This is a genomic window from Antarcticimicrobium sp. (genome assembly GCF_029212575.1).
Lineage (GTDB): Bacteria > Pseudomonadota > Alphaproteobacteria > Rhodobacterales > Rhodobacteraceae > Antarcticimicrobium.
The window spans coordinates 1-25569 of the sequence record NZ_JARGPK010000041.1; the positions used below are offsets into that span (position 1 = coordinate 1).

Here is a 25569-nt window from a genome sequence, read left to right on the forward strand (position 1 = left end):
CCGCTGCATCTGCCCCGTGGACCTGAAACACATTCTTCGCCAGATCGAGCCCGACCGTGATAATCTCTGACATGACCGCTCTCCTTTGTCGATCCTCATAGACCCACCTTGGCACATCGATGCCGTCGGGCGGCGGTCACATCATCAACGCCCAAGCACGTGCACCTTTGTGGAGCTTGCGGCTCCTGCCAAAGTCTGAGCTTGTTTAGGTCAAGGTCACCGACGCCCAAAGCGAGCTGAGCGGCAGTGCGAAGTTGCCCCCTCCCAGGGTCAGCTTTTCCTGCCCGAGGTAAAATACGATCCCTACGGTGCTGCGACCTTTTCCTGGCCCATCGGTGGCGAACCATTTCAGGTGCTTGAAATCGTCGGCGGCAACCGTGGTCGCTGCCTTGACTTCGATCCCAACCAACCGATGGCCGCCGTCGATCAGAATATCGATCTCTCGACGGTCCGCGCTGCGCCAATGATAGAGGCGATAGTCTTCGTCCTGCATCGGCAAAGCACGCTGCAACTCGCCGACAACGAAGCTCTCCAAAAGACCACCTAGGGCTTCTGGGCTGTTGCCGATGTCAAACGATCTGTCGTTCAATCGGCGAAGTGCACTGGCAATTCCGGTATCCACGAAGTGGAACTTCGGTTGCTTGATATCCCGCTTGCTCTCGCCCGGCATCCACGCGCTCAGCTTGGTCACCAGCGAGAGCCGCATCAGGATGTCGAGATATTGATCCACCGTCTCGCGCTTGAGCTTTGCCAGTTTCGCAAGTTCGGAGGTGTTGATCTCCTGCGCCGTCCGGGCCGCCATCTGATCGATCAGGAACCGAAGTGCATCGGGCTTCCGAACCGGCATGACATCCGCCACGTCCCGATCCACCACCGCATCGATATAATCGCGATATTGCCGCTGCCGTGATCGGAGTGGCAGCGCGCGGATTTCGGGGTATCCGCCCATGAGGATCAGGTCGACATAGTCTTTGCGTCCCAGGTGCGCTGGATCCGAGATCTGCGGCAGCTTTGGGGCCAACTGCATCGCCCAATCGATCAGTCGGCTGGCTGGCACCCGATTGACCTCGGCACTCGTCAGTGGCCAAAGTTTGAGCGTCTGCATCCGGCCCGCCAGCGAGTCGGCGACCTCTGCCGTCGTGAAGACGTTGGACGACCCCGTCAGGACAAACTGTCCTTTTCGGCGATTGCGATCGACGATCTTCTTGATGGCGAGAGCAAGCTTCGGAGACCTTTGAGCCTCGTCGATGATCACCAGTGCATCAGGCTGTTCTTCCGAAAGGCTCGTCAGCTGACCTTCAGGATCAGCCTCCATTGCCGCCAAGATCGCCGTATCGTCCAGTGTGATGAAACGACCTTGCTTAAACAGGTCCCGAACAAGGGTCGTTTTACCGACTTGGCGCGGTCCGACAAGGTTTACAACGCGTGCAGTTGCCAAAGCTTCCTTCAGTTCAGGCGTCAGATGTCGTGGAAGGTATTCATCGATTTCACTCATTTCACGAGATGCCTATCAGCCGTCTCACGAAATGTCCATTAGAACTTTCACAGTATGCTCCATAGGGGCTTCACCAAACACCCATCACTCTCATCACGCAACACCAAGCCCTGCATCGTCGAGCAGTTCCCGCTCTGGTAAATCTGCAAGGCTCTCCAAGTCGAACGCGACAAGGAACTGCTCAGTCGTGACATAGGTATAGGGTGCACCGCGGCGAGGGGACCGTGGCCCGGTCCCGATCAGCCCGCGCGCATGCAGCCGACCGATCAGGTCACGGCTGATCTCCTTGCCGAAGATGTCCTTCAGCCCGTCGCGCGTGATCGGTTGATGGTAGGCGATAGCGGCCAGCACCGCGACGTCGAACTCGTTCAGGGCAGCCATCGAGCGGGTTTTCGAAGCGACATGGCAAAGGTGTCGCGTCCACTGGATGCGCAACGCCTTGGCGCACGTCTCACGTGGCCAGCACACAGTCGTTGCGGCCGCGATCCGCCAGGCCTTCGATCAGCCCGACCGCGCATCCGCCGGGGAAACTTGGCGCCGCGTGGCAGACCGACTCCGCGCACGATGGCCCAAGCTCGCCGACCTCATGGACGAAAGCGAGCACGACGTCCTGGCCTACTTGGCCTTTCCACGGCAGCACCGCACCAAGTTACACAGCACAAACCCAATCGAGCGCCTGAACAAGGAAGTCAAACGCCGCGCCGACGTCGTGGGGATCTTCCCGAACGAGGCGTCCATCACGCGGCTGATCGGTGCTGTGCTCTTCGAGCAGAACGACGAATGGCAGACCGCCAGTCGCTACATGATGGTCGAGGCCTTCGCCGAAATCGACGCAGAGGAGACTGACCCCATTCTCAGCCTTTCAACTCAGGCCGCCTGATCATGACCTCAGGCCATCTGGGAAATTACACCAGCTTGACGGATGTGACCATGAGGTGAAATTTTCCGCGTTTTGCGCAGCAGGAAATTGAGCAGCACATCGACAGGCGCATCGATCGGTCGGCCCTTCGGCTGGAACCGATCTTCCCACTCTATTGCTGGGACGGTCAGCTTGCGCGCATTCTGGCTCAGGTTATGGTCGATAATCGCGAGCGTGATGCAGCGTCCAAGATCCGCGACGCTGAGCCGTGCGCGCTCGTCCGAGCGCATAATCGCCCCGGTCCGCGATGGAAAGCCCAGTCTTCCCGGGCAAGGCGCGTAACGCGGTGTTCGCTTTCCCAAGCAGGCGTTCGACGACTCCACCTCGGTGCACGGTGCACGGTGCACGGTGCACGGGGCAGGGGGCATGCGCGCATCGGGCTTCCCATCCGAACGCCTGGCCCGTTGGCTCGATGGAATGGACGCCGCCGCGTTGGCAGCGATGCGGCATCTCGACGGCATTGAAGCCTGGGCTGCGCGGGCGGAAAACGTCATGGCGCAACTTTCAGGCCTTACGCCGTCAGCCTTGCGAGTAATATTCACCGAATGGCCTCTGGTCTCGGCACCCATGGCGCAAGACCTGTCAAACGCCAGTCGAGCCGCCGTTCAGCGCAATCTTACGTGGATGGAGGCTCAGGGGTTGATCCGCGAAATGACAGGACAAGGACGGTTCCGAATGTGGTCTGTCAAAAGCTGAAGGACGATTTGTGGAGGAGCGCTTTTCGGGGCAGGGCCAGCGACAGGGCCAGCAACGGCTCGGCGGCATGCCCTGTCGCACTCCATGCTGACGATATGATGGCGCCAGTATCGCGCCGGCGCGTTTGGTGACGAGACGGCACGGCCAGCCAACCCGGGGCAACCCTCGTCGGCAAAATGCCGGACGAGAGGCCACAGGCCCGGTCGGCTCGCCAGGCGACCATTGCGTCTAGGTTCCAGAAGCAGGAGCACGCCACATGAACCAGGTCGGGACCAGCGCGAGCAGGAATATACCGCATACGATCAAGAAGCCGTCCTGAAAGGCCGCGTTCGAGGACTGGATCATCACGGTCTGTCCCAGGAACGATGCCGCGGCGGGCAAAAGCTGAGAGTCGGGAAGTCCCGAGACGTGCAGGAAGCCGGTGACCTCGCGCAGGAGTTCCATCGTCGTGGCGTTGTCGCTGGTCTGGGTCGCGGCAAAGGCATCGGCGTGCATGATTGTGCGCCGCTCGATGAACACGGTCAGAAGGTTCACCCCGAAGGCGCCGCCAAGCTGCCGGATGAAGTTCGACGCGCCCGAACCCTGACCGAGAAGGTCCGGCGGCAGAACCTTGAGCGCTCCCGACGAAATGGCGGGGAACACGAGACCCAGCCCCACGCGCGAGAGGATCGTCCACCAGGCGAGCGTCCAGAAGGCCGTATGGACATTTACAGCTGCCATCAGCCAGGAGGACCCGGCAAAGACCGCCATGCCGATGCCGATCATGATCGGCGCAGGCACCTTGTCGGACAATCGCCCGGCGATGGGAAAGACCAGCAGCATCGCAAAGCCCGAAGGCATCAGAAGAAGGCCGGCCTGCGTGGGCGTCATCCCCTGGATCTGCTGCACGAAGACCGGAAGCAGATAGGTAGAGCCGAACAGCCCAGCCCCCATGATAAAGGCAACGACCGAGGCCGAGGAGAAGGCGAAATTCGCGAAAAGCCGCATGTCGAGCATAGGCTTGGAGGTGCTCATCTCCCAGGCGACGAAGGCGATGGCCGAAACAGCGGAAATCGTGAAACCCGACAGGATGATGTTGGACTCCCATCCAAGCCGCTGCGCGTTCGACAGCGTGCTGAGCAGTACGGCAAGAAAGACCGACAGGATCGCCACCCCGATAAAGTCGAAAGCCGGAATCGGCCCGCTTTCTTCGCGACCGGGCAGGAACAGGTTCGACATAAGGATGGCGACGCCGGCGAAGGGCAGGCCCAGGTAGAAGACGAAGCGCCAGTCGAAGGCATCCATGAGCACGCCGCCGATCCAGGGGCCCAGAGCCGGAGCCAGCACGACGCCAACGCCATAGATCCCCATGGCCGCGCCGCGTTTGTCGGGCGGAAAGACCTTGAACAGCATGATCATGGCCAGTGGCTGCACGATCCCCGCCGCCGCCCCCTGCACCACGCGGGCCAGCGTCAGCACGGTCTCGTTCGGCGCGAGGCCCCCAAGAACCGAACCCGCAAGGAACACGCCCATTGCGGCGTTCATCGTCAGCCGCATCCCGAAGGCGCGGTTGGTCCAGTCGGCCAGCAGCATCGTGGCGGTCATGGCCGCCAGAAATCCGGTCGAGATCCATTGTGCCTGCACCGCGCTGATGCCGAAAGCCCCCATCACCGCCGGGATGGCGACGTTCACGATCGTCGTGGACAATACGACCGAAATGGTCGAGACCATGATCGTGCCGGTTGCCAACCACTTGTAGGCCGGGCCGTAACGCTCGAAATATCGGTCAATCTGTGACATCGACGGAAACCTCGACCATCATGCCGGGCCTGAGTTCGGTGCCTTCGGCGTCGATCGACACGCGGATCGGCAGGCGCTGGGTCACTTTCGTGAAATTGCCCGAGGGGTTGGGGCTGGGCAGTAGCGCAAGCTGACTGGTCGCCGCCCCGCCCATGCCGATCACCTCGCCCTCAAACGTCAGGCTCGAAAAGGCGTCGACGGTGATGCTCGCCGTCGATCCAACGTGGATCCTGTCATAATCGGTCTCCTTGACATTTGCGTCGATCCAGACGTCATCCGGCTCGTGGTACATCGCAATGCGCGTCCCCGGCGTCACATATTCGCCGACATCGACAAAGGTCCCGTCGACGATGCCGTCGAACTGGGCCACGATCGTGCGATGCGCGAGGTCGATTTCCTTCAGGCTGCGGTCGGCCTCGGTGCCCGCACGTCCGGCAAGAACGGACGCAATCTGGGACTCCAGCACATTCAACTGCTCTCCGTCGGCCTCGACGATGGCCAGACTGGCCCGCGCGCTTTCGATCGCCGCGAAAGCGGCACGCTCCTGCTGGGCGGCGGTGTCCAGTGCCGCCCGGGACTCGTCGAGGGTTTGCTGCGACGTGATGTTCTGCTCGGCAAGCTTGATCGCCCTCTCGTGACGGGTCCGGGCGTTCGTCAATACGGCGAGCGATGCCTCATGGTTTGCATCTGCGGCAGCTATGCCGGCCAGGGCCGCGTCCCGTCGCGCGGAGAGCTGTTTCTTGAGCAACACCTTGCGTGCCCGAAGCTCTGCCAGTTGCGCTTCGGTTGCGGCAAGCCTCGACAGGACGGCATCAAGCTGTGGCTGCGAATATGCGCGGTCGATTGCGGCGACAAGATCACCTTTTTCGACGGTGTCCCCGACGAGCACCGGCATCGCCGTGATCCGTCCGGCGACCTCGCTGGATACGGTGACGACCTTGGCTGCGATCCGCGCGTCGTTGATATGCACCTGCGTGAACCGCGCGGCCAGCCACGGGGCGGCCTGCCAAACGGAAACGGCGACTACGGCGCCGATCACGATCAGTCGGGTCCATCTTGTGCGGCGGCGCCTGGGCGGGGGCGGCGGTGCCGGTTTGTCCGCGGCAGCCTCGTCCGTAATCGCTGCCTCCGCCTTTATGTCATCCATTTTGACCACTGTTCAAAATCTCCAATCTGGCCGCGATGCGGCTCAGAACTTTTGTTGCAACGCGCAGATCCTGCCGGGAAATGCCTTCAAGAATTTCTGCCCGGCTCGCCGCCGAAATCTCTTCCATCCTGACGATGAGAGGGCTCGCAGCCTTTGTCAGGTGGAGTGTCTTGGCCCGCCTGTCCTTGGCGGAAGGTCGGCGTTCGATCAGACCCGCGCCTTCAAGCCCGTCCAGCAGGCGGACCAGCGTCGCCGCCTCGATCCCCAGGCTGTGCGCCAGTTCGACCTGCGTCACCTCTTCATGCCGCGAAAGCTCGAACAGCACGTTCCACCTTGCCTGGGACAGGTCGAGATCGCGGAACCGGAGGTCAAGATACCGCCTCCATATGCGTGACGCCGCCGCCATGGAACGTGCGAAAGCCTCCAGAGGCTCGGTCTTGTCGGAGTCGGTCTGCATCGTTTTCGCTTTTCATCAGCTTGCAAATAGTTGCAAGCCTAATTAGTATGGCATCACTTATCTTGCAAGTGCCATTCCTGTCCCGGAGACCCGCCGATGTATGCCAAGATTCTGTTGTGTTTCGATGGCTCGCGCGAGGGGCGGCTGGCGCTGCGCGAAGGGGCGCGGCTTGCGCAAGTCACAGGTGCCGGGGTGATCCTGCTGGCGGTGGTCGAGACGGGCGCGGGCAACGCGCTGGCGCAGGGTGCGGATTCCGGCGCGCTTGCCCACCAGCAAGCCGATTTCAAGGAGATCCTCGACGAAGGTCGCCAAAGGCTTTCCGCCATGGGGCTGGCACCTGAGGTCCGCATGGAGTTCGGCGATCCTGTCGCGAAAATAACAAGTGTCGCTACCGAAACCGGGGCCGATCTGGTCGTCGTCGGGCATCACCAGCAAGGCATCTGGACGCGCTGGATGAGCCGATCGGTCGCTGCCGGGCTGGGCGACTCGCTAAAATGCAGCCTTCTTCTGGCACAAAAGGTCGTCGAGGATTCAGAGCTTTTCCGCAACGGCTGAAGAAGTGTAGCCAGGAAGCGGTTACGCGGGGTTACCGCAGGAAGTCGCGGAACCGTCGCAAGGCGTAGGCGAACATCGCTGACCCGATCACCGCCAGCGCCAGCAGTTGCGGCCAGACCACCGCGAGCCCCGCACCACGAAACAACACCGCCTGTGCAAGCGCGATGAAATGAGTGTTGGGCGCCGCCAGCATGACGTATTGCACCACCTCGGGCATCGATTCCCGCGGCGTCATGCCACCCGACAGGATTTCCAGCGGCAGCAGCACCAGAAGCAGCAGCATGGCGAATTGCGGCATCGAGCCCGAGATCGTTGCCAGGAGGATTCCCAGCGAGGTGGCGGCGAACAGGTGCAGCGCCGCACCCACCAGAAACAGCGTCACCGATCCCGCCACCGGCACCCCCAGAACCCCTTGCACCATGAAGATCAGCGACAGCCCCGCCGCCACCAGCACCACACCGCCCATGCTGAGCACCTTGCTGGTCATGATCTCGGCCGCGCTGACGGGCATGACCAGCAGGTGCTCGACGGTGCCGTGCTCACGCTCGCGGATAAGCGCGGCCCCCGACAGGATGATCGACAGCATGGTCACGGCGCTGATCACCGCCGTCAGCGCGCCGAACCAGCCCGGGTCCAGCGCCGGGTTGAAGCGGGCGCGCAGCGCAAGATCGACCGGCACAACGGCCTCCTGCCCGGTCCAGCCGGTGATTTCCTGATCGACGATCGCCTGGACATAGCCCGCGCCGGTGAAGGCCTGGCTGACCCGTGTCGCATCGACGTTGAGCTGCAACTCGGGCCGGGCTCCCGCCACGAGGTCGCTCTGGAAATCCGGCGGGATGACCAGCGAGAATGTGTCGATCCCAGCATCCATGCGCGCATCCATCTCGGCCATGTCGATGTGGTCGGGCGTCACGAAATAGGGCGGAAGGAACGCATCCGCAATCCGCCGCGACAGGGGCGAGGCATCCTCATCCACGATGCCGATCGTGGCGCGGTTCAGCGTCTCGGGCATGGCGGTGGCGTGCGAGTAGATGTCCAGGGTGAAGGCATAGAACACCAGCGCCAGGAGCAGCGGATCGCGCAACAGCCCGCGAAGCTCCTTGACCGCTAGGTACAGCACATGTTTGGGGCGCATCGCTCAGGCCTCCTGCTTGCGCACGAAGATCGTCCCGAGCGCCACAAGCACCGGCACCGGCAGCAGAATCGGCAGGAAGGATGCGGCCAGATCGCCGAAACCCAGCGCCTTGGCAAAGACCCCGCGCGAGATGGTGACGAAATGGCTCGTCGGGAAAACCTCGCCGATCACGCGACCCATGCCTTCCAGTGACGAGACCGGGTCGATGATGCCGCCATACTGAGTGGCCGGGATCAGGGTGGCCAGCGCGGTAAAGAACAGCGCCGCGACCTGGCTGCGGGTGAAGGCCGAGATCAGCAGGCCCAGCCCCGTGGACAGGATGACATAGACCAGAGCCCCCGCCGAAAGCGCCAGAAGGCTGCCTTTGACCGGCACTCCGAAGACAAACACCGCCAGCGCCAGCAGCAGCAGGAAGTTGATAAAGCCCAGCACAACGTAGGGCACTTGCTTGCCCAGCAGGAATTCCAGCCGCAGGGCCGGGGTGACATAGAGGTTCACGATGGAGCCAGTCTCTTTTTCGCGCGCGACGGACAGGACCGCGAGCATCGCCGGGATCAGCATCAGCAGGAGCGGGATCACCGCAGGCACCATGGCCGCCAGGCTTTCGACATCGGGGTTGTAGCGATAGCGCATTTCCAGGCTGTAGCTGCCGGCGACCGCGTCATCGCCATAGATTTGGCGCAATTGATCAGTCAGCCAGTGAACGTGCATTCCCTGGACATAGCCGCGCACCGTGTCCGCACGCATCGGCATGGCGCCATCGAACCAGGCCCCGATCTCAACGGGGCGTCCGCGTTCGACATCTGCCGCGAAACCCGGCGGGATTTCCAGCGCCAGGCTGATTTCGCCCGCGCGCATCCGCCGGTCGATGTCGGCATGGTCGACGAGAGGTGGCTGTTCGTCGAAGTAGCGCGACCCGGCCAGGTCGTTGACATAGGACTGGCTGGCGATGGTCTGGTCAAAGTCGAGCACCGCGAACCTGAGATCCTCGACATCCATCGAAATGCCGTATCCCAGCACGATCATCAGAATCACGCTGCCGACACTTGCCAGCGTCAGGCGGATCGGATCGCGGCGCAGTTCCAACGACTCGCGCCAGGAAAAACTCAGGAGCCGGGCAAGGCTGAACTGTCTGCGTCGCCGCTGTGGCGCAGATGAAACCTCGGCGCCGAGATCCACCCGATGCGTGGCCGCAGGCTTGCCGCTCTCGCTTTGCGCAAGTTCCAGGTGATGGATGAAGGCATCGTCCAGCGTCGCCGCGCCTGCGCCTTCGCGGACGGCTTCGGGCGTGTCGCTGACAAGCACGCGGCCTTCGTGCATCAGCGAAATCCTGTCGCAGCGCGTGGCCTCGGACATGTAGTGGGTGGAGATGAAGATCGTCACACCGTCTTTTCGGGACAGGTCCACGAGCGCTTGCCAGAAGTTGTCGCGCGCCACCGGATCGACGCCTGAGGTTGGCTCGTCCAGGATCAGCACCTCCGGGCGGTGAATCAGCGCCACGGCCAGCGACAGCCTCTGACGGATTCCCAGCGGCAGTCGCAGTGGCAAGCTGTCGAGAACCTCCTCAAGATCGAACCGTTGCGCAAGCTCGGCGATACGGGGCGCGATCTCGGCGGATGCCATGTCGAAAAGCCGTGCGTGAAGATCGAGGTTCTGACGAACCGTTAGTTCGGAATACAGCGAGAAGGATTGCGTCATGTAGCCGATGCGCTTGCGCGTGGCCATGTCGCGTGCATCGACCGTTCGCCCGTCGATCCGCGTGGTTCCTTCGGCAGGTTCCACCAGCCCGGTCAACGCCTTCATCGTTGTCGTCTTGCCGCATCCGTTTGACCCGAGAAAGCCGAATATCTCTCCTTTTCCGATGCGAAAGCTCACGTTTTTGACCGCGGTGAAGTCTCCGAATCGGACCGTCAGGTTTTCGGCCTCGACGATGTAGCCGTCGCGAGCTGCGGGGTCACGTGGCGGGACGGTCAGATCGTGGTGCCGGGCGCGCATTTCCACGGGAAGAAGTGCTATGAAAGCCTCGTCAAGGTCGGCGGCACCGGTGCGGTTCAGGATCTCTTCGGGGCTGCCAGCGGCAAGCACGCTGCCGTTATCCATGGCGACCAAATGATCGAACTCGGCAGCCTCCTCCAGATAGGCACTGGCGACGATCAGACTCATGTCCGGTCGCGTCGCGCGGAGACGCGCGATCAGAGCCCAGAATTCACGCCGCGACAGCGGATCGACGCCCGTTGTCGGCTCGTCCAGGATCAGCAGATCGGGGTCGTGGATCAGCGCGCAGCACAGGCCCAGCTTCTGTTTCATGCCACCCGAGAGCTTGGCTGCCGGGCGGTCGACAAAGGGCGCGAGGCCTGTCGCCTCCAGCAGATCGGCGATCCGCCTGTCGCGCTCGTCCTGGCTCTCGCCGAAAAGCCGGCCGAAGAAGTCCACATTCTCCCGCACCGAGAGCGTGGGATAAAGATTGCGCCCCAGCCCCTGCGGCATATAGGCAATCCGCGGGCAGATCCGGGCACGGTGGCCCGCCCGGCGCATGTCGCCGCCCAGCACGTCAAGCCGCCCCGTCTGCATCTTCTTCGCCCCGGCGATCAGCGCCAGAAGGCTGGATTTGCCCACCCCGTCGGGTCCGATCAGGCCGACGATGCAGCCCGCCGGCAGGTCGATCGACACATCGTCGAGGGCCCTGACCTTGCCATAGAGAAGCGTGAGCCCCTCCGCCCGCACCACAGGCTGGGAAGCCGTCATTCCAGCACCCTTCCGTCAGCGGCCTCCGGCCAGGGGAGCGCGGGATCCAGCCGCACCCAGGCAACGCCGGGCAGACCGGTCTTGATGTAGTCGAGGTATTTCTCCAGCAGCGCCGGCGCGATCCGAGCGCGGACCCGGAACATCAGCTTCTCGCGCTCGATCTCGGTCTCGACCGTTTTCGGAGTGAACTGTGCCACGTCTGACACAAAGGAGACCTCGGCGGGAATAACGATGTCCGGAGCGGCATCCATGATCAGGCGAACCTCGGCCCCGGGTCCGGCACGCCCAGCTGCGGCGGTCTGCAGGAAGAACGTCATGTACACGTCGTTGAGATCGATCATGTTGATCACGCGCCCGCCGGCACCTATCACTTCGCCCGCCTGTGCAACGATGTACTGCACCCGTCCTGGCCGGGGCGCCTTCAGTGTGCTGTCCTCGATCTGTACGTCGATTACTTCGATCGTCGCCGTTGCCGCCGCTACCGCTGCCTCGGCCCCGACCACTGCCGCTTCGGCCGCGGACACCCCGATCCGCGACGCCGCCAGCATCGCCTCGGCCGAGGCGACAGCGGCCTCGGCACCAAGCGCGTTCGAGCGGTCGATATCGAGTTGCCGCTCGGACGCGACACTGTTTCCCGCCAGCGCCTCCGAGCGGGCGAACTGGCGCTGCGCGGCATCGAGGGCCGATTTCTGCTGCGCCAGAACCGCTTCTGCCGCGCGGACTTCGGCCTGACGCTGCTGGATCGTCAGCCGCGCGTTCTCGACCGCGATCTCGGCACGGCGCAGTTCCGCCTCTGCCTGATGGCGGCTGGCTTTCAGCTGACGAATGTCAAGCGCGGCCAGCGGTTGCCCCGCCGCGACGAGTTGGCCCTCTCGTATCAGAATCGTTTCAATCCGTCCGGGAAGTTTCGAGGCCACATCAATTTCGACCGCTTCGACGCGTCCGTTGCCGCGCGCGAAGCCCTCGGGGACCGCGCCGTTGCCGTTGTCTTGCCAGACCAGGAAACCCAGTACCCCGCCGACCACGGCAATCGCTGTGAAGAGAAGAAATCTGGTGTTTGTCATATATTGCTCGATTGCTGTTATGGGCCGGATTTCGTGAAATTTTCGAACGATCACTTCACCATTAAACTTTCTGCACCTGATCTTGTAAATGCGTCGATCAGCCCTGCTTGAGTGGTCGGACTCATCTTGCCCTTCGGCGTCGCATTGGGACTTGCCCGTGCTCACATCGTGAACACTGTCTGATGGATTGACGACTTATCGCGTGTTGCCTGACGAAACCGGACGTTTCATTCCAATCTTCGAATGTTCCATGTTTTTAACAGGTTTCCGAAGAGCTCGGCAATGCGGCGCGGTTTCCCACCGCTGCTATCTCCAGGGTTTCGCGCCCGGTTCGCGTCCGGGTCGTATGGCCCACACCCAAACCCGGTCGGGGGCCGGCCTCTTCTGCAGATTGTCAGGCTGAAACCGGATCAGGAGCCCGCAACGGGTGCTGTTGGGTTCGTCCCGCTAGAGAACGACGTTGTCGACCAGCCCGAGTTTCCCGCACGCAAACTCATGAGACAGGCGCAAGAGCCCGAGAATGATGTCGATTTCCGCATTTTCTCTTGGCGCGTAGACCATGACCGCGGTTGAAGGGATTATGCCCGCCGCGGCCATCGGGTGTGGCTCTGCCCGGTCCAGTTCGGCGGTCTGCGGCACCGTACCCTCCGGCAGCATCATGTGCAGGCTTCCGTCTTCCGGCGGGTGTGGATATGGGCGAACTCATTACCGATCATGAAAGCCTCGCGGCAGCTGCTGCCGTGCCCATGTTTGAGGCACAACGCCTCGACACCCGGAACCGATATCCGCGATGGCTGGCGGGTGACAAAGGGAAAATCAAAGGCCCTGTCCTTGAATGCCCGATGGAATTCGGGCTCGGGATTTTGACTGATCTGCGTATGCGGAGCGCAGGGCGTGGTGACGGGCCCTGGCCCAATGCGTGGCGGTATCTTCAGCATGACAGTGTCTCCGAAAATCTGGTTATCCTTGGCCGGTCACAGCAGCTGTGTTGGCCAGCAGAAAATCGCGGACCGATTGCGGTTTTTGCCCGGTTGACGCCTCAACGTCGCTGGTCGTGACATCCAGGTACCCTTCGGCGATGGCCACGTCGAAGGACGAAAACACATCCGCCATGAATTCGGGCAGGCCATTCCCGACCGTTGCGGACATCAGAGCGTCACGGCTGATCGGGACATAAGGGATTTCTTTCCCCGCAATCTCGGACAGGGTCGCGGCGATCTCGGTTTGCGCGACGGTTTCGGGCCCTGTGACATCGCGGACTGTCGACCCGGACTCGTCCAGAAGGGCGGCGGCGGCCCGCGCGCAATCGGCGCGTGTCACATAGCCCGCCTTGCCGTCGCCCGCCGCAGCGTAAAGCGCGCCCGCGCCGAGAGCCTGCTGCCCGTTCATCAGCAAGAGATCGGCATAGAGGCAGTTCCGCAGAATTGTATGAGGGATGCCGGTCTCGGTGATCAAGGCTTCGGTCTCGCGGTGATCTGCGGCAAATTCGATCGGGCTGTTTTCGTCCGGGTTGGTCAGGGAGGTGTAGACGATGTGCGACACACCGGCCTCCCTGGCGGCGGAGAGGGCGTTGCCATGCGCGGCGAGCCGTTTGCCCGGCTCGAGATCGTCGGTCGAGATGATCAGCAGCCGACCGCCGCCCTCAAAGGCCGTGCCGAGCGTGGCCGGGTCATTGAAATCACCGGCCCTGACGTCGACCCCCCCGTTCCAGCAACGCGGCGAGCTTGTTCGGTGTGCGGGTGATTGCGACGATGGGTGCGGCCCCGCGCGCCTGGGGCCTGAGGGTGTCTTTGCAGACGATGAATTGGGGGCTGTTTGAATGCGCCAACTCGGCAAATGCGCGAGTGTGCAAGCTTTGAGGAAGGCAAGACATGTGACACAGCGCGTTCGATATCACGATTTGGCATCAGGTGATTGGCATGAGGCAAAGTAAAGTTGCCGATGTGCTGAGCGGAGCCAAGGTGGTCTTTCTGAGGTGTGGCTTCGAAGGAGCCAGCGTCGATGTGATTACCGAGGAATCCAAGGTGTCTAAAGCGACGCTTTACGCCCACTTTCCCGGCAAAAACATGCTCTTTCTAAGCGTTGTGCAGGCTGGATGTGACAGGCCTTCGGCCGGGATTTCCCGGCCGCTTTCAGGCGACAATGCACCGCGAGCCGTCCTGGAGGAGCTCTCACGGCGCATGATCGAGTTGGTCTTGGATGATGGCTGGATTTGTCTCTTGCGCACCTGCATCGGCGCGGTTGCGGCACTGCCCGAGGCGGGCGAAATATATGGACGCGGGTCCCAAGCGGGCCACCAGAATTGTCGGGTAAGTCTTTCAAGGCCTCCATGAAGCGGGGTCATTGAAAGTTCACGACGCTTAAAGCGCCGCAAGTCAGTTTATCCATCTGTCTGTTTCCGGCGACATCATGCCGCGAATGTTAGCCGTCGGCCAGCCGATCGATGCGGTGAAGCATTCCAAGAGGGCGGTTGACGCGTTTCCAGAGATATATTCGGCGGTTATTAGCTTGGAGTGAAGGAGCCAACTACCCGCTTGCAGATGCTAACATGGAGGCTGCGGTATCCCTGCTCAGAGCAGATCTGACCGAACGCTTGACGCAGGTGCCTATGCAGTCTATCCGTCGCCGGAACTTAACCGACCGGACGGTACAGAGATGACGATGCGGAAGCACTCGGCGGAACCAAGAAACGCGTCTCTGAAAATTCTCGAGGCGGCGCGCGCGATCGCCGCGCGTGAGGGGGCGGGAAAGATAACTATCGAGGCGGTCGCAAAAGAAGCGGGCCTCAGCAAGGGCGGAGTGCTCTACAACTTTCCGACGAAGAAGGCTCTGCTTTCCGGCCTGTTGGATCAGATGTTAGCGGCGCACCGGGAGTCATTGGCAAAAGTCCCGGAGCGGCAGCCGGCACGCACTCTACGTGGACATCTCGAAACTGTCCTGCAATCGCAAGACCTGGACGATGATCTGTCCATGGCGATACTCGCGGCTGCTGCATCGGATCCGCGGCTGCTCGATCCGCTCCGGACTGAACTGACTTGTGACCTTGAGCGTATCCTGTCCGATGCGAAGGGCTCTCCGGATGCGATGATTGCGGTCCTGGCGATCCAGGGGCTGCGGTTCCAAATGCTTCTGAACCTTCCGGACGGCGGCGCGGATATTAGAGAAGGCGTCATCGAACGACTAAGGACAATAATCGATGAACTCGAATAGTAAGAACCGAAATTGGAAGCGGATCGCTTCAGTCATTGTGCTGGTGGCTACGGCGGCCCTGGCTGTGCCGTTCCTTCCGGTGGCCGTGACCGATGTATTTGCCCAAACGGAAATGTATGGCGGCGAATCGGATCCCGACGCGACCGAAGCACCGCAATATGATCGACCGGTCACGGTCGAAGTGACCCGTGCACTCAGCCGCGTCATCAATCAATCCCGCGCGGTTGCTGGCCGTGTCGAACCTGCCCGCACGGTGGACATTGCGTTTCAGGTGCCAGGGCAGATCATTTCGCTTTACGTCGAGCCGGGCGACAGAATTGGCGAGGGCGACGTGATTGCGGAACTCGATCAAGCCGATTTCGACCTTGCCGTAGACCGGGCTCAGGCCTCCTTTGACCTTGCGAAATCCGAGTTTGAGCGCGCGAATAGTCTCGCCGAGCGAGGGGTCGCAGCCGATGCGCGCCTCGATACGGCGCGGGCCCAGTTCGCACAGGCAGACGTTGCGCTTCGCGAGGCCAGGCGGCGCTTGTCCCAGACCCGGATCGTAGCGCCATTCGACGCGATCGTAGCGCGTACCTTCGTTGAAGAATACGTCAACGTCACTTCGGCCGCGCCCGTCGCGCGCCTGCAAGATGTCAGCGAGACGCGGATCATGATTTCACTGCCTGAAGAACTTGCAGCTATTGCGCGTTCGGCGCCCGACGGCTTCGACATCGTTTCGAGTTTTCCCGCAGTTCCGGGTTACACCGCGCCGCTTGTCCTTCGCTCGTTTGCGACCGATGCGGATCCGACGGCGCAGACCTATGATGTGGAATTTGCAATCACTGGTGATATCGATCCCCGCCTCTTGCCCGGCATGACGGCGGAAGTGCGCATCTCCATTGCAGCCGAAGGAGATCACCAGCAATCGGTCATCGTGCCGGTTTCGGCAGTGGATACGACAAGTCGAACCGAGCCGTCCATCTGGATCTATGAAGACCAGTCCGGCCAGGTCGCGCGAAGGACGGTCCGGTTGGGTCTTCCGATCAATGACGAGATCGTCGTTCTGGACGGCCTGAAGGGCGACGAGTTGGTCGTTTCCGGCGGTTGGTGGCGACTCAGGGACAATCAGACAGTGACGGTTTCGGGTCACTGATCCCCCGTATTCTTTTGGCAGGACCCGGATAGGCCCATGGCACTCAGTATCTCACGCGCGAGCATCAAGCGTCCTGTGGCGGTTTGGCTCGCCATCATCTTCTGCCTTGTCGGCGGCTATTGGGGGCTGAACACGGTGGGTCGCCTCGAAGACCCCAGCTTCACCCTCAAGACGGCGCTGGTCTTTGTGCCCTATCCCGGCGCCACGGCCGTAGAGGTCGAAGAAGAGGTCGCAGACGTCGTCGAGAACGCGCTTCAGCAGATGAAGCAGCTCGACCGGGTGGAATCGAAGTCGATGCCGGGCATGGCCCAGATCACCGTCGAGATCGAAATGACCTATGGTCCGGACGAGATCCCGCAGGTCTGGGACGAGATGCGCCGCCGCATCAGCGACGTGGAAGGGGACCTTCCCGCAGGCGCGCAACCGCCCATCATCAACGACGATTTCGGTGACGTTTACGGCATGTTCTATGCGGTGACGAGCGAGGGCCTGAGCCCATCGGACCAGCGCGATCTGGCAACGACACTGCGGCTCGGGCTGGTCACAGTCGATGGCGTTGCCAAGGTCGAGGTTCAGGGTCTTGCCGAAGAGGTGATCAACATCTCGATCCCGTCGTCGCGTCTTACGGAACTGGGTTTCCCGCCGAACCAGATCCTGGGCATTCTCGCCGACGAAAACCAGGTGTTTTCCAACGGCGAGATAACCGAGGGCCCGGCCCGGGTCAGCCTGTCGGTCCCACCGGGCTATGTCAGCCCCGAAGGGATCGGGGAGCTTCGGCTCGGCGTGGCGGGAAAGGTCGGACAGGTGGCGGTTTACGATATCGCCCATGTGACCCGCGAGGAGGCCGAACAGCCCAGCCAGGTCATTCGCCAGAACGGAGCCTCGGCCTTTACCCTCGGCGTTTCGGCCCTGACAGACCGCAACGTGGTTGAGGTCGGCAAGGCGGTCTCTGCCCGGCTGGAGCGGCTCAAGGCCGCGCTGCCGGAGGGGGTCGAGGTCATTCCGATCTACGAACAGCACGCGGTCGTGGACGAGGCGGTTTCGAGCTTCCTCGTCAGTCTGGGACAGTCGGTCGGTATTGTCGTCGCCGCTCTGATGCTGACCATGGGCTGGCGCGCGGGCCTTGTGGTGGGCGCGACGCTCGGACTGACCGTCTTTTCGACGCTTTTCTTCATGTCGGTCTTTGGCATCGCGATGGAACGGATCAGCCTCGGCGCCCTGATTATCGCCATGGGGATGCTGGTCGACAATGCCATCGTCATCACCGAGGGCATGGTGATCGGTGTGGCGCGCGGCAAGTCCGCTGAAAATGCCGCCGCCGAGACGGAAACCGCCACGTCGATCCCGCTGCTCGGCGCGACAGTTATCGGGATCATGGCCTTTTCCGGCATCGGGCTGTCGCCCGACGCGACCGGCGAGTTCCTGTTCTCGCTCTTTGCGGTGATCGCGATCTCGCTGCTGATGAGCTGGGCGCTCGCCGTCACCGTCACGCCCTATCTTGGCAAGCTGCTGCTTCGGGCGCCCAAAGAGGCCTCGGACGATCCGTACAAGGGCCCGTTTTACGGGATGTACCGCGGGTTTCTCTGGCTGGCTCTGCGTAGCCGGGTACTGGTCGTCCTGATAATCGTGGGAATTACCGTCTGGTCTGTCATGGCCTTCGGACAGGTCAAGCAGGCCTTTTTCCCCGCTTCGAACACCCCGATCTTTTACGTCGAGGTTCAGATGCCGCAGGGGACCGACATCAACGTCACCGACGATGAGATGAGGCGGCTGGAGCAAATGCTTCTGGCCGAGGACAACGTGACGGATGTGACAACGCTTGTGGGGCGCGGCGCGAGCCGCTTCATGCTGACATACAATCCCGAACAGGCGGATCCCAGCTACGGTCAGCTTATCGTCCGGGTGGCCGACGCCGAGGCGATCCCGGCCATCGCGCGCCGGTTGAACCGGGATTTGCCCGCCGAATTCCCCCACGCTCTGATCCGTGTCGAAGAGATCGTGTTCGGACCGCCGGCCGGTGCCGATGTGGCGGTTCGGTTCTCCGGTCCCAATCCGGTCATCCTGCGTCAGCTCGCGGATGACGCGATGCGAATCTACGAGGATACCGGCACGATCACCAATCCGCGCACCGATTGGCGACAGCGGGAGATTCTCGTCGAACCTGTCGTCGATGAATCGCGTATGCGGCTGGCCGGTGCGACGCGCGGCGCGATCGCGGACACCATCCGCTACGGATCGTCCGGTTTGCGGGTTGGTGAGCTGCGCGAGGACGACGAGGTGATCCCGATCCATCTCCGCCTCCCCGAGAGCGAACGCGACGGGATTGACCGACTTCGGGACCTGTCCGTGTGGTCCGATGGGGCGGGGTCTTACGTGCCCATGGCCAACCTCGTGGAAAGTTTCGAAACACGCATTGTCGAGGCGCTTGTCCACCGGCGCGACCGCGAGCGGACAATCAGCGCCCTTGGCGGTGCGCGCAGCGACCTGACTGCGGACGAAGCCTTTCGAAGTGTCCGGGCTGAGATCGAGGCAATCCCGCTTCCCGACGGGTACGCGATGGAATGGGGGGGCGAATATGAGAGTGCTCAGATGGCCCAGGAGAGCCTCGGCAAACAGCTTCCCCTGGGCTTTCTCGTGATGCTGACAATCTCGATCCTGATGTTCAACAAGGTCCGCCAGCCTTTGATCCTGTGGCTTGTCGTACCGATGTCCGTGACGGGCATGGTCCTGGGTCTGCTGTTCACGGGATTGCCGTTCACCTTCACGGCCCTGCTCGGCTTCCTGTCGCTCTCGGGCATGCTGATGAAGAACGCCATTGTTCTTGTTGAAGAGATCGACCTGCAACGCGCGGAGGGGGTTCCGGATTACAAGGCGGTTGTCGATGGGTCGGTCAGCCGCCTTCGCCCTGTGGTGCTTGCGGCCGGCACGACGATCTTCGGGATGATCCCCCTCTTGCCGGACGCCTTCTTCGCGTCAATGGCGGTGACCATCATGGGCGGTCTTGCATTTGCCTCGGTGCTGACGCTGGTCGCCGTGCCGGTGCTCTATGCGCTCCTCTTCCGTATTCGTCCGCAATAGAAATGGCACGAATTAACAACGAACCCGCATTCCCTAGCTGTCCCATCCCGGTCGATCACATAGACCCTCGCCGGTCTGCATTGTTCGTGGCAAGATCGATCCTGCGCGAGGTTCGGGACGGGGACATGACATGCTGATCTCTCATCACAAGCAGACGACGCTGACGTCGGCGCAGGAGGCTGTGGCGGTTTCCTTGCGCAAGACGCTGCTCCTGCCACTCGATGACCTGCTGGCCGTTGTCCGCGAGGTCCTCAATCCGAACGTCTCGCGCTCGGGGCTGGATCGATGCCTTCGTCGGCATGGCGTGGGCAATCTGCGCGACCTGAAGCCGGCCGCGCCGCGGCCCGCCCACAAGCCGTTCAAGGCCTACGAGCCCGGTTACCTGCATGTCGACGTCAAATACCTGCCGCAGATGGCGGACGAGGACCGCCGCCGCTATCTTTTCGTCGCAATCGACCGCGCCACCCGCTGCGCTATTTTTGGGCTGCGCGCGTGACCATAACCTCTCAGCGGCGCTTCTTCCCAACGGGCTACGGCAAGGAGGTCACTGACCGCCTCTTCGGCCTGCGCCGTCGCGCCGCGACCGGGAATCATGATTTTGACCGTCTCTGCGCGGAGCTCGACATCGAGCATGCCGAACGGTGTGCTGCGCTCGGCATGGTTCATCTCCACTCCCCGGGATCGACCCGCAAGCCGACCCTCGGGGCAGACAGGGGATATGACGCCGCCGGGCCTGTCACTGATCTGCGACAGGCCTGCGTGACACCCCATGTCGCGCAAAAAGCGCGGTATTCGGCGATTGATGGGCGCACCACCCGGCACAAGGGCTATGCCCTGTCCCTGAAGCACCGAAAGCGGATCGAAGAGGCCTTCTTCTGGGCCAAGACCGTCGGCGGTATGGCCCAGACGATGTATCGCGGCGTCGAACGGGTGCGATCCCGCTTCTCCTGACAATGGCCGCCAACAATCTCGCCCGACTGCTCCGGTTGCTGGCCGCATGAAGCCGAAAGCAGGCATCAGGCGCACATGACCTTCGCGCCGACGACGCATTGCGTTCAGGGGGACATCCCAGACAAAGGGAAACCGTCCCTGTTCGGCGACTATTTCAGCACCCTGCTAAAGGACCACCGCTTAAGGAAAGGAATCTCTATGCCTGTAATCGTCCATCAAACCGGGAGAACAGTAAGCGGCGGTCCCACCCCACGTTGCCGCCCGTGGCTTCGGGTGCGAGGTGATACCCATCTCAAGATGGAGAGTGCGTTTCGCAATGTGCGCGACAAATTCGGTTCTCAGATCTCTGGGCGTTGAGGTCTACGCCTCTGGGCACCGTCGCTGGACCGATGCCGCCAAGGCGCAGGCGGTATCGGAGAGGCTGGAGTCGGGCAACACTGTCAATGCGGTGGCCGCGCGGTATGGCATCCGACCCAACGTATGCGGTGTTTCAGTTCAAACATTTTCAACTTTTCTAGAAAATATGGTTATGACTTCAAAGCCTTGCGGACATCTGGCGCAACGCTGGTTCCTAGGATCTCGATCGCGTTCATCAGGGATTTCTGATCGAGCCGCCCGATCGCCATCTGAATGGTAATCCGTGTAAAGCCGAAAATTTCATGATGGGCGAGGATCTTGTCGGTCAGTTCTGCGGGGCCGCCAACGAACAACGCGCCGCCGGGGCCGCTCATGGTATCAAACTGTTCACGGGTTGCCGGGGGCCATCCGCGTTCTGCGCCAAGTCGGGTCATGACCTCGTTATGCGGGCAGCCGTAAATGTCGCGAGCGGCCTGGCTGGTTTCAGCCACAAACCCGTGCACATTCAGTGAGGTTTCCAGGCTGGCCGGGTCGTGCCCGGCCTTGGTGGCGGCAGCGCGGTAAAGATCGAACAAAGGCGCAAAGCGCACGGGTTCCCCGCCAATTATGCCAAGCGCAAGCGGCAGGCCAAGTTTTCCGCCGCGCACCGCCGATTGTGGGGTTCCCCCGATACCCAGCCAGATCGGTAGCTTGTCCTGATAGGGGCGGGGATAGACGCCCTGATGATCGACCGCTGGCAAATGCTTTGTGCCGGGCCAACTTACGTGCTCCGCATCGTTCACAGCCATCAATAGCTGGAGCTTTTCGGCGAAAAGGTCGTCGTAGTCATCCAGCGCGTGACCAAACAGGGGAAAGGATTCAACAAAGGCACCGCGCCCGACCATGATCTCGGCGCGCCCCTGGGTCAGGTTGTCCAGCGTGGAAAACTGTTGAAAGACGCGGATAGGGTCATCGGAACTCAGCACAGTGACAGCGCTAGAAAGGCGGATGTTTTTGGTTTGTGTTGCCGCCGCCGCCAGCGCCACGGCAGGATTTGAAACTGCATAGTCGGGGCGGTGGTGTTCGCCAACGCCGAACCAATCCAGCCCGACCTGATCGGCCAGCACGATTTCGTCGACCAGATTGCGCAACCTTTGGGACGGGCTGATGTTGCCATCCCGGCCAGCCCCTGATTTTATGCCCGATTCCGCAAATGTGTATATTCCGACTTGCACGATATAGCCTTCTTTTCAGGGGGCGGGGGCGAATGGTTCGCCCTCGCAAATAGTTTTGTGAAGCCTAGCCGCCGAACAAGGCCAGAACAGGGGCAAACGCATCTTTCCACGACGTGCGCGCCTCAAGCCGTTCGATCCAGGATGCGACATTCGGCAGATCGTCAAGCGAGATGTCGGACTGCACTCGGTACATGAATGTCGAGGCCAGCGCGAAATCCGCAACGCTAAGATCGCCTGCGATCCAGTCCTTGCCCGCAAGGCCGATTTCCAGCACAGCCAGAAACTGATCGACGTTCTTCAACTCGGCGTCTATGACGTTTTGATCCGCGTCCCCCATGCCGAATTTTGACTTCAGAAACCGCTCAAACGACAGTTTCTGCATCGCGGGGCCAAGGTGGATTGTCTGCCAGTAAAGCCATTGATCCACCGTTGCGCGGGCTTTGGGGTCGTCGGGGTAAAGACCGCGCTCGGGCTTCTTGCTGGCCAGATAGGAATTGATGGCGCGCGATTCCCAGACCACAAAATCCCCGTCCACCAACACCGGAATCTTGGCGTTGGGGTTCATTGACAGGAATTCATCAGTGCGGTTGCCACCGCCGCGTAAATCGACCTCGATGATCTCAAGGTCGATGCCCAATTCAAGGGCCACGGCGCGCACCCGCAAGGCATTGGGCGAGAAATTGGCGTTGTAAAGCTTCATGATCGGTTCCTTATTGCTGCGGCGGGGCCAGAAGGGCCGCCTTGTTGGCAATCAAGAAATCGTGCACCGACTGCCCGGCCTGACCGGTCAGCTTTTCCAGATCGCCCGTGGCGACATCCTGATAGTCTTCGGCCATTGCCGTGTCGAATGAGGCAAACACCCGCGCCATGAATTCCGGCATGCCGGCACCGATCATCGCCTGCACCAGATCCTCGGTCGGGATCGCGATATAGGGTATTTCCTTACCGGCTACTTCCGACAGGATGGCGGCAACGTCGGCCTGTGTGATCGCCTCGGGGCCGGTGATGTCCAGAACGCTGGACCCGGTTTCCTGCATCAGCGCCGCGGCGGCGGCACGGGCGCAATCGGCGCGGGTGACATAGCCGGTCTTTCCCTCAGCGGCGGCGGCGAAATGCTGACCCATGCCGATGCTTTGACCTCCGCCCATCAGAATCAGATCGGTATAAAGATTGTTGCGCAAGATGGTGTAGCCTGCACCGGTGTCCTTGATCATCGTTTCTGTGTCACGATGGTCGCCGCTGAAAGTGATCGGGCTTTCTTCGACCGGGTTGGTCAGCGAGGTATAGACGATATGATTGATGCCCGCCGCCTTGGCCGCCTTGATGGCGTTGCTGTGCGCCGCCAGCCGCATGCCCGGTTCCAGATCGTCGGTCGAGATGATCAGCAGACGCTTGCCACCGGCAAAAGCCGCAGTCAGCGAAGCGGGATCATTGAAATCGCCCTTGCGGGCTTCGACGCCCTTGTCGGCCTGATCGGCCAGCTTTTCCGGCGAGCGGGAAACGGCGATGATCGGGCCGGCACCGGCGGCAAGCAGGTTGTCGATGACCTGGCGGCCAAGCTGACCGGATGCGCCGGTTACAATGAAAGGGCCGTTTTGGACGTTTGTCATTGGGTTTTCCTCGATTTTTCGGGGTTGGATCTGGATGTTCAAGCGCCGGATGGGATTCAGCCGAAGGTAAACGCGCTTTCGACTGCTCCGAGCACGTGATCCTCCAACGTTTTCAATCCTTTGTCGGCAAGGGCTGCCCCAGCGACCACATGCAGCGGAATCAGATGTTCCTCTCGCGGGTTTGCATCGCGGGCACCGGGGGCGGCGTTCCATTGTGCCAGCATTTGATCACGCTCTGCCGGATCGGTACGGGTGGCCGCATCGCTTAGCCAGCGGTCAAATTCCTGCCCGTTAACGGCATCGGTGGCGCCGCCCCGCATCGCGCGCATCATCTTTTGCATGTTGTGATAGGTGTTGCCTGACCCGATAATCAGAATGCCTTCGTCGCGCAACGGCGCCAGTGCCCGCCCGACCGCAATATGTGCAGCCGGGTCAAGATCGGAACGCAAGCTAAGCTGTACACAAGGAATGTCTGCTCGCGGAAAAGCCACCTTTAGCGGAATGAACACGCCGTGATCGTAACCGCGCGCCTCATCAATGAGGCAGGGAAAACCGGCCGCCTCAATCAGTTCCTGCACCCTGTCTGACAGCACCGGATCGCCGGGCGCGGGCCAGGTCAGCTCGTAGGTGTGGGGCGGAAATCCGCCATAATCGAATAACAGCGGCGGGGCCGGGTTTTTCTGTACCGTGAACTGCTGCTCTTCCCAGTGCCCTGAGATCACCAGCAACGCTTTGGGGGTTTCCGGCAAAGATGCCGGAACATCAGCAAGAAACTCGCGGTGACGGTTCCAGGTTTCTGGCGGGTCCCAGTCCATGAAAAAACATGGTCCTCCACCGTGTGGAAGGAACATCGTGGGCATTCGGGCCATGTACTGCATCCTTTCGCTTGTTTTATGGGCAGAGCGTGGTGGCCCGCCCGGCATATGGCCGTCGGAAAATCCGGTTACGCGGCGCGCTTCAGCAAATCACCGTAGGGCGATTTCTTTTCGCGCACCCGGTTTTGCGTCAGGAACGACACAATCAGCGCAATCAAGGCAACAATCGCCGGCGGCCAGCCCGGATCGCCCGCAGCCATATGCGCCGAGGCGGCCAGCAACAGGTGCCAGAACATCGCCGCATAGGCGAAATCGGACAGAAACGTTGACGGGCGCCAAAGGATGACTACGGCCGCCACGATCTTCAGCATGGCCAACGGCCATATTATGTAGGTTGGATATTTCAACAGGCCCTCATACATTCCCGCAACCATGTCATGCGCGGTGATGTAAAATGCCGCTCCGCCCAGATAGACCAATGCAACCAGCCCGGTTGCAGCCCAGTACGTAATTTTCGCAGATTTGTCGCTCATCTAGACGTCCTTTATTTCGTACAAATTGCCCGGGCATTCGTCCTAATGGGCTACCCTTGCTAGGTTTTGCTTTTCACTCTAGTATTATAATGCGCCTTAGTTTTTAAAGGAAAGTAGGCACGTAAAAGTAACTACCCATGGAGAACCTCAAAATGAAACAGAAAATACCGCCCGCATGTCCCATGGACTCCATTCTGCGCCTGCTGATGGGGCCGTGGACAACTTATATTCTTTGGGTCCTAAACGATGTTGGGCCACAGCGGTTTGGGGCGCTGAAACGGGCAGTGCCGGGAATTTCAACCCGTGTGCTGACGGAGCGGTTGCGAATGTTGCAGGCGGCCGGAGTGATCTGGCGCGATCAGACTCAAACGATCCCACCCGCGGTTACCTATGGTCTGACTGAGCGAGGTGACGATCTGCGCCAAGTGCTCGAATCCTTAGGTGAAATCGCGCAACGATGGCAATCCGAAGGGGCGTTTGAAACGGGTGATGTTGCTGCAGAATGATCAATTCGACGGTCTGGTGGTCCATCCAAGCCTGACCTGCTGCCGGCTCAACTCCGCGATCGAAGCCTGCGATCGCTGTATTGCCGCGCTGACGGCTTGAGTGCCCTCTCGGCAGATTTACGTTGCAAATCACCTGTCGGGTAACAGTACGTGACGCTCCCGTGACAA

At 61.4% G+C, this 25569-nt stretch carries 23 protein-coding genes and 4 pseudogenes; 10 read left to right on the plus strand and 17 right to left on the minus strand.

The genetic code is table 11. The features are described 5' to 3' along the window. Window positions 1–205: 205 nt before the first annotated feature. The gene (locus tag P1U75_RS07355; RefSeq protein ID WP_300241571.1) at window positions 206–1495 is read right to left on the minus strand and encodes an ATP-binding protein; all 1290 of its coding nucleotides are present in this window, start codon (window positions 1493–1495) and stop codon (window positions 206–208) included. Between the two features lie 93 nt (window positions 1496–1588). Then, window positions 1589–1867, minus strand: a pseudogene (locus P1U75_RS07360) (SMC-Scp complex subunit ScpB); the annotation flags it as partial. Between P1U75_RS07360 and P1U75_RS07365 the strand changes: the two are divergent. Next, window positions 1866–2375: pseudogene (locus P1U75_RS07365) on the plus strand (transposase); the annotation flags it as partial. The pseudogenes P1U75_RS07360 and P1U75_RS07365 overlap by 2 nt on opposite strands. 8 nt (window positions 2376–2383) lie before the next feature. Here P1U75_RS07365 and P1U75_RS07370 read toward each other — a convergent pair. Next, window positions 2384–2644, minus strand: a complete 261-nt coding sequence (locus P1U75_RS07370; RefSeq protein WP_300241573.1) for a hypothetical protein — start codon at window positions 2642–2644, stop codon at window positions 2384–2386. A 118-nt stretch (window positions 2645–2762) separates the two neighbouring features. Between P1U75_RS07370 and P1U75_RS07375 the strand changes: the two are divergent. Further along, a pseudogene (locus tag P1U75_RS07375) lies at window positions 2763–3110 on the plus strand (helix-turn-helix domain-containing protein); the annotation flags it as partial. 228 nt (window positions 3111–3338) lie between these two features. Here the strand turns inward: P1U75_RS07375 and P1U75_RS07380 are convergent. The 3 genes from P1U75_RS07380 to P1U75_RS07390 are packed head-to-tail and all read right to left on the minus strand — an operon-like array spanning window position 3339 to window position 6493. Beyond that, window positions 3339–4889: a DHA2 family efflux MFS transporter permease subunit gene (locus tag P1U75_RS07380; protein ID WP_300241575.1), complete on the minus strand. Its 1551-nt coding sequence runs from the start codon at window positions 4887–4889 to the stop codon at window positions 3339–3341. After that, a complete protein-coding gene (locus P1U75_RS07385) occupies window positions 4876–6036 on the minus strand; it encodes an HlyD family secretion protein (protein WP_300241578.1) in 1161 nt (386 codons plus the stop codon). The genes P1U75_RS07380 and P1U75_RS07385 overlap by 14 nt, the downstream gene beginning before the upstream one ends. After that, a complete protein-coding gene (locus P1U75_RS07390; protein ID WP_300241580.1) occupies window positions 6029–6493 on the minus strand; it encodes a MarR family transcriptional regulator in 465 nt (154 codons plus the stop codon). The genes P1U75_RS07385 and P1U75_RS07390 overlap by 8 nt, the downstream gene beginning before the upstream one ends. Before the next feature lie 96 nt (window positions 6494–6589). Here P1U75_RS07390 and P1U75_RS07395 point away from each other — a divergent pair, with 96 nt between their 5' ends. Next, window positions 6590–7048, plus strand: coding sequence for a universal stress protein (locus P1U75_RS07395; RefSeq protein ID WP_300241582.1), 459 nt, complete (start codon window positions 6590–6592; stop codon window positions 7046–7048). 31 nt (window positions 7049–7079) lie between these two features. Here the strand turns inward: P1U75_RS07395 and P1U75_RS07400 are convergent, their stop codons facing one another. From P1U75_RS07400 to P1U75_RS07425, 6 genes are all read right to left on the minus strand, one after another. Beyond that, window positions 7080–8183 (minus strand): ABC transporter permease, encoded by a 1104-nt coding sequence (locus tag P1U75_RS07400; protein WP_300241584.1) that lies wholly within the window; start codon window positions 8181–8183, stop codon window positions 7080–7082. Window positions 8184–8186: 3 nt separating this feature from the next. Further along, window positions 8187–10928: a ribosome-associated ATPase/putative transporter RbbA gene (gene rbbA, locus P1U75_RS07405; protein WP_300241586.1), complete on the minus strand. Its 2742-nt coding sequence runs from the start codon at window positions 10926–10928 to the stop codon at window positions 8187–8189. After that, window positions 10925–12157: an HlyD family efflux transporter periplasmic adaptor subunit gene (locus P1U75_RS07410; protein WP_300241588.1), complete on the minus strand. Its 1233-nt coding sequence runs from the start codon at window positions 12155–12157 to the stop codon at window positions 10925–10927. Before P1U75_RS07410 ends, rbbA begins: the two co-directional genes overlap by 4 nt. A 282-nt stretch (window positions 12158–12439) precedes the next feature. Beyond that, window positions 12440–12652 carry a hypothetical protein gene (locus P1U75_RS07415; protein ID WP_300241590.1) on the minus strand — a complete coding sequence of 71 codons (213 nt, stop codon included), beginning with the start codon at window positions 12650–12652 and terminating at the stop codon, window positions 12440–12442. After that, complete coding sequence (locus tag P1U75_RS07420; RefSeq protein ID WP_300241592.1) at window positions 12649–12930, minus strand: hypothetical protein; 282 nt, start codon at window positions 12928–12930, stop codon at window positions 12649–12651. The genes P1U75_RS07415 and P1U75_RS07420 overlap by 4 nt, the downstream gene beginning before the upstream one ends. Before the next feature lie 22 nt (window positions 12931–12952). Further along, the gene (locus tag P1U75_RS07425; protein ID WP_300241594.1) at window positions 12953–13828 is read right to left on the minus strand and encodes an NmrA family NAD(P)-binding protein; all 876 of its coding nucleotides are present in this window, start codon (window positions 13826–13828) and stop codon (window positions 12953–12955) included. 83 nt (window positions 13829–13911) lie between these two features. Here P1U75_RS07425 and P1U75_RS07430 point away from each other — a divergent pair, with 83 nt between their 5' ends. The 6 genes and pseudogenes from P1U75_RS07430 (at window position 13912) to P1U75_RS20605 (ending at window position 21003) form a co-directional block, all read left to right on the plus strand. Continuing rightward, window positions 13912–14325, plus strand: coding sequence for a TetR/AcrR family transcriptional regulator (locus tag P1U75_RS07430; protein WP_300241596.1), 414 nt, complete (start codon window positions 13912–13914; stop codon window positions 14323–14325). 322 nt (window positions 14326–14647) lie between these two features. Next, window positions 14648–15202: a TetR family transcriptional regulator gene (locus tag P1U75_RS07435; protein ID WP_300241598.1), complete on the plus strand. Its 555-nt coding sequence runs from the start codon at window positions 14648–14650 to the stop codon at window positions 15200–15202. Continuing rightward, window positions 15189–16337, plus strand: coding sequence for an efflux RND transporter periplasmic adaptor subunit (locus P1U75_RS07440; protein WP_300241600.1), 1149 nt, complete (start codon window positions 15189–15191; stop codon window positions 16335–16337). The genes P1U75_RS07435 and P1U75_RS07440 overlap by 14 nt, the downstream gene beginning before the upstream one ends. A 36-nt stretch (window positions 16338–16373) precedes the next feature. Next, window positions 16374–19415, plus strand: a complete 3042-nt coding sequence (locus tag P1U75_RS07445; RefSeq protein WP_300241603.1) for an efflux RND transporter permease subunit — start codon at window positions 16374–16376, stop codon at window positions 19413–19415. A gap of 154 nt (window positions 19416–19569) precedes the next feature. Next, window positions 19570–20416, plus strand: a pseudogene (locus P1U75_RS07450) (transposase); the annotation flags it as partial. A gap of 266 nt (window positions 20417–20682) precedes the next feature. Then, the gene (locus P1U75_RS20605) at window positions 20683–21003 is read left to right on the plus strand and encodes a transposase (RefSeq protein ID WP_366914990.1); all 321 of its coding nucleotides are present in this window, start codon (window positions 20683–20685) and stop codon (window positions 21001–21003) included. Here P1U75_RS20605 and P1U75_RS07455 read toward each other — a convergent pair. The 5 genes from P1U75_RS07455 to P1U75_RS07475 all read right to left on the minus strand — a co-directional run bounded on the left by P1U75_RS07455 (window position 20894) and on the right by P1U75_RS07475 (window position 24895). Next, the gene (locus P1U75_RS07455; RefSeq protein WP_366914989.1) at window positions 20894–21937 is read right to left on the minus strand and encodes an LLM class flavin-dependent oxidoreductase; all 1044 of its coding nucleotides are present in this window, start codon (window positions 21935–21937) and stop codon (window positions 20894–20896) included. The two genes, P1U75_RS20605 and P1U75_RS07455, sit on opposite strands and share 110 nt — an antisense overlap. Window positions 21938–22001: 64 nt before the next feature. Next, window positions 22002–22637 carry a glutathione S-transferase family protein gene (locus P1U75_RS07460; protein WP_300241605.1) on the minus strand — a complete coding sequence of 212 codons (636 nt, stop codon included), beginning with the start codon at window positions 22635–22637 and terminating at the stop codon, window positions 22002–22004. Window positions 22638–22647: 10 nt separating this feature from the next. Then, window positions 22648–23547, minus strand: a complete 900-nt coding sequence (locus P1U75_RS07465; RefSeq protein WP_300241607.1) for an NAD(P)H-binding protein — start codon at window positions 23545–23547, stop codon at window positions 22648–22650. A gap of 56 nt (window positions 23548–23603) precedes the next feature. Beyond that, a complete protein-coding gene (locus P1U75_RS07470; protein WP_300241610.1) occupies window positions 23604–24362 on the minus strand; it encodes a class III extradiol ring-cleavage dioxygenase in 759 nt (252 codons plus the stop codon). Window positions 24363–24490: 128 nt separating this feature from the next. Further along, a complete protein-coding gene (locus tag P1U75_RS07475) occupies window positions 24491–24895 on the minus strand; it encodes a DoxX family protein (RefSeq protein ID WP_300241613.1) in 405 nt (134 codons plus the stop codon). Between the two features lie 137 nt (window positions 24896–25032). Here P1U75_RS07475 and P1U75_RS07480 point away from each other — a divergent pair, with 137 nt between their 5' ends. Next, window positions 25033–25401: a helix-turn-helix domain-containing protein gene (locus P1U75_RS07480; protein WP_300241614.1), complete on the plus strand. Its 369-nt coding sequence runs from the start codon at window positions 25033–25035 to the stop codon at window positions 25399–25401. Window positions 25402–25569 lie beyond the last annotated feature (168 nt).

Excerpts from the sequence above, each read along its gene's own strand:
- P1U75_RS07355 (WP_300241571.1), bottom strand. The coding sequence starts at position 1,495 with ATGAGTGAAATCGATGAATACCTTCCACGACATCTGACGCCTGAACTG.
- P1U75_RS07370 (WP_300241573.1), bottom strand. The coding sequence starts at position 2,644 with ATGCGCTCGGACGAGCGCGCACGGCTCAGCGTCGCGGATCTTGGACGC.
- P1U75_RS07380 (WP_300241575.1), bottom strand. The coding sequence starts at position 4,889 with ATGTCACAGATTGACCGATATTTCGAGCGTTACGGCCCGGCCTACAAG.
- P1U75_RS07385 (WP_300241578.1), bottom strand. The coding sequence starts at position 6,036 with ATGGATGACATAAAGGCGGAGGCAGCGATTACGGACGAGGCTGCCGCG.
- P1U75_RS07390 (WP_300241580.1), bottom strand. The coding sequence starts at position 6,493 with ATGCAGACCGACTCCGACAAGACCGAGCCTCTGGAGGCTTTCGCACGT.
- P1U75_RS07395 (WP_300241582.1), top strand. The coding sequence starts at position 6,590 with ATGTATGCCAAGATTCTGTTGTGTTTCGATGGCTCGCGCGAGGGGCGG.
- P1U75_RS07400 (WP_300241584.1), bottom strand. The coding sequence starts at position 8,183 with ATGCGCCCCAAACATGTGCTGTACCTAGCGGTCAAGGAGCTTCGCGGG.
- rbbA (WP_300241586.1), bottom strand. The coding sequence starts at position 10,928 with ATGACGGCTTCCCAGCCTGTGGTGCGGGCGGAGGGGCTCACGCTTCTC.
- P1U75_RS07415 (WP_300241590.1), bottom strand. The coding sequence starts at position 12,652 with ATGATGCTGCCGGAGGGTACGGTGCCGCAGACCGCCGAACTGGACCGG.
- P1U75_RS07420 (WP_300241592.1), bottom strand. The coding sequence starts at position 12,930 with ATGCTGAAGATACCGCCACGCATTGGGCCAGGGCCCGTCACCACGCCC.
- P1U75_RS07430 (WP_300241596.1), top strand. The coding sequence starts at position 13,912 with ATGAGGCAAAGTAAAGTTGCCGATGTGCTGAGCGGAGCCAAGGTGGTC.
- P1U75_RS07435 (WP_300241598.1), top strand. The coding sequence starts at position 14,648 with ATGACGATGCGGAAGCACTCGGCGGAACCAAGAAACGCGTCTCTGAAA.
- P1U75_RS07440 (WP_300241600.1), top strand. The coding sequence starts at position 15,189 with ATGAACTCGAATAGTAAGAACCGAAATTGGAAGCGGATCGCTTCAGTC.
- P1U75_RS07445 (WP_300241603.1), top strand. The coding sequence starts at position 16,374 with ATGGCACTCAGTATCTCACGCGCGAGCATCAAGCGTCCTGTGGCGGTT.
- P1U75_RS20605 (WP_366914990.1), top strand. The coding sequence starts at position 20,683 with ATGTGCGCGACAAATTCGGTTCTCAGATCTCTGGGCGTTGAGGTCTAC.
- P1U75_RS07460 (WP_300241605.1), bottom strand. The coding sequence starts at position 22,637 with ATGAAGCTTTACAACGCCAATTTCTCGCCCAATGCCTTGCGGGTGCGC.
- P1U75_RS07465 (WP_300241607.1), bottom strand. The coding sequence starts at position 23,547 with ATGACAAACGTCCAAAACGGCCCTTTCATTGTAACCGGCGCATCCGGT.
- P1U75_RS07470 (WP_300241610.1), bottom strand. The coding sequence starts at position 24,362 with ATGGACTGGGACCCGCCAGAAACCTGGAACCGTCACCGCGAGTTTCTT.
- P1U75_RS07475 (WP_300241613.1), bottom strand. The coding sequence starts at position 24,895 with ATGAGCGACAAATCTGCGAAAATTACGTACTGGGCTGCAACCGGGCTG.
- P1U75_RS07480 (WP_300241614.1), top strand. The coding sequence starts at position 25,033 with ATGGAGAACCTCAAAATGAAACAGAAAATACCGCCCGCATGTCCCATG.